The 2,539-nt window shown below is 50.0% G+C and carries 2 protein-coding genes; both read left to right on the plus strand.

The features are described from left to right. Positions 1-29 precede the first annotated feature (29 nt). Entirely contained in the window at positions 30-1,574 is a 1,545-nt protein-coding gene (locus ACLUXO_RS10085; RefSeq protein ID WP_412137434.1) for a YfcC family protein, read from the plus strand. A 361-nt stretch (positions 1,575-1,935) separates the two neighbouring features. After that, a complete protein-coding gene (locus tag ACLUXO_RS10090) occupies positions 1,936-2,487 on the plus strand; it encodes an NUDIX hydrolase (protein ID WP_412137435.1) in 552 nt (183 codons plus the stop codon). Positions 2,488-2,539: the final 52 nt, after the last annotated feature.

Below are 2,539 nucleotides of genomic sequence, written 5' to 3' on the forward strand. Positions count from 1 at the left end.
GGGGGTCACATCAAAGGAGGATGATTTTGATGCTTTTTCATCGCAGTGGGAGCAAGAAACGCAAGCATGAATTTCCGACCGCTTATTCGGTCATCATCATTGTTTTGGTGCTCGTCCAACTTTTAACCTTTTTCATCCCGGCCGGCAACTATGCCACGGTCTCTTATGACCAGTCGGCCAAGGATTTTGCTATCACCATGCCGTCCGGCAAGGTCAAGCACGAACCAGCAACACAGAAGACCCTGGACCGCTATAAAGTCAAGATCGATGCCAAGAAATTAATCGACGGCACCATCTATAAACCTGTGGCTATTCCGGATTCCTACCAGAGAGTCAATGTCAAGAAGCCTAATTTCCGGGAAGCTGTCGTCCAGTTTTTGACTTCCCAGGTGCAAGGGATTGCCGACTCAATCGACATTATCACCTTTATCTTGATCCTTGGTGGGATCATTGGGGTTGTCTACGCCAATGGGGCCATCAACTCGGGGATGCAGGCCCTGTCTGAACATATTAAGGGCAAGCAAATCCTCTTGATCGTCATCGTCATGGGCCTGATTGCCCTGGGCGGGACTACTTTTGGCCTGGCCGAAGAAACCATGGCCTTCTACCCGATGCTGATCCCGGTCTTCTTGGAGGCCGGCTATGACACGATGACCGTGGTCGCCACCATCTTCCTGGGCACCACTTTAGGGACTTTGGGTTCAACCATCAATCCCTTCTCAACGGTTATTGCTTCAAACACGGCTGGGGTCAACTTCGCCCGGGCCCTGCCTTTGAGAATTATCATGCTCCTGGTTTCCTTGGGGGCCGGGATGCTCTACACCATCATCTATGCTGAAAAAGTCCGCAAGGATCCAAGCAAGTCCCTGGTCTCCGACCAATATGAGGAAAACAAGAAGAAGTTTCTTGCTTTTGACTCACAAGCTGACAAGGGCGACTTCACTTGGCGGCAAAAACTGACCCTGCTCACCTTCGTGGCTGGCTTTTTAGTCATGATCTGGGGGGTCCAGAGCCAGGGCTGGTACTTCACGGAAATCGCGGTTGTCTTCCTGGCCGTTTCCTACCTCCTCTTCCTGGTTTCCGGCTTAAGTGAACACCGCTTCATGGAAAGCTTCGTCAGCGGCGCGGCTGACCTTTTAGGGGTTGCCTTGACGGTCGGCCTGGCCCGGGCGGTCTCCATCGTGATGGATGAAAGCCACACCAGCGACACCATCATGTACTTCTTCAGCAAGCAGATCACCGGCATGAACAAGCTGGCCTTCGTCTGGGTCCTCTTCTTGATCTACATCGTCCTCGGCTTCTTCATCCAGTCATCATCTGGTCTGGCCGTTCTGTCCATGCCGATCATGGCGCCGCTGGCCAATATCGTTGGCGTCGACCGGGCCAGCGTGATCGATGCTTACAACTGGGGGCAGGGCTACATCGGCTTGATCGCCCCAGTTGGTCTGATCTTGATGTCCCTGGCTATGGTCAATATCGGCTTTGACCGCTGGTTTAAGTTTATATGGAAGCAGCTAGTCATCCAATTCGTGATCTGTCTGATCTTCCTGGGAATCGGCCTCCTGGTCTACTAAACACATTTATCGCTCCTTTAAGAAGCAAGGTAAAGGAAATTCCTTTTGCCTTGCTTTTTTTGGTCAATATTTGCCTTTTTCCACTTTTACCGTTTCACGCTGTCGCGATTTTTTTAGCTTTCTTTTTTAATACCCTTTAAGTGCTTGGTATATCTAGCTTTGTTGTTAATTTTCAACTTTTAACAGCCTTGGTGCACAAATGCTTTTTGACCATCTTTTTAGAGAAAAAGCTTGTTATTAAGGGATTACGCCCCTTTGCCTTGTAACCGGTTAAAACAGCACTTTCGTTTCACAAGGCCATGACAAAAATACTTTTTGCTGGTAAAATCGCCCTAAAAGCGTTGAAAATTCGAGGTAAATTATGGAAATTCTTGATATTGTGGATAAAGAGGGCCAGCCTACCGGGCAGACCATTGAGCGCAGTGATGCCCACCGGATTGGGGCCTGGCACCGCTGCGCCTCAGTTTGGATCATCCGGCAAAAAGCCGGCAAATGGCAAGTCCTCCTGCAGAAAAGGTCAGCCAATAAGGACTCCTATCCGGGCTGCTTTGACACCTCTTCAGCCGGCCACATCGCTGCCGGAGACGAGCCCCTGGAAACCATCATCAGAGAACTAAAAGAAGAACTGGGCATCAAGAGCCAGGCCGCTGACTTTACCTTTATCGGTACCTTCCACAACTGCTACGACGAGGTCTTCCACCAGGCGGAATTCAAGAACCGGGAAGTCTCCTTCGTGCATGTCTACTCTAAACCCGTAGACGAAAATAAATTAGTCCTGCAGGAAGAAGAAGTTTCAGCCGTTGCCTGGTTTGACCTTGCTGAGGTCTGGGAGAAGGCCCAGGCCAAAGACCCGGCCTTCTGCACCCCAGTGGGCGGATTAAAGCTTTTGCGGGAATACCTGCAAAAATTATAGACGGGAAAATAGACAAGACGAAAAGAAAAAAGAAAAACTTGATGTGACCCCA

The sequence above is a fragment of the Lactobacillus delbrueckii subsp. bulgaricus genome (assembly GCF_046938665.1).
Taxonomy (GTDB): Bacteria; Bacillota; Bacilli; order Lactobacillales; family Lactobacillaceae; genus Lactobacillus; species Lactobacillus delbrueckii_C.

Excerpts from the sequence above, each read along its gene's own strand:
- ACLUXO_RS10085 (WP_412137434.1), top strand. The coding sequence starts at position 30 with ATGCTTTTTCATCGCAGTGGGAGCAAGAAACGCAAGCATGAATTTCCG.
- ACLUXO_RS10090 (WP_412137435.1), top strand. The coding sequence starts at position 1,936 with ATGGAAATTCTTGATATTGTGGATAAAGAGGGCCAGCCTACCGGGCAG.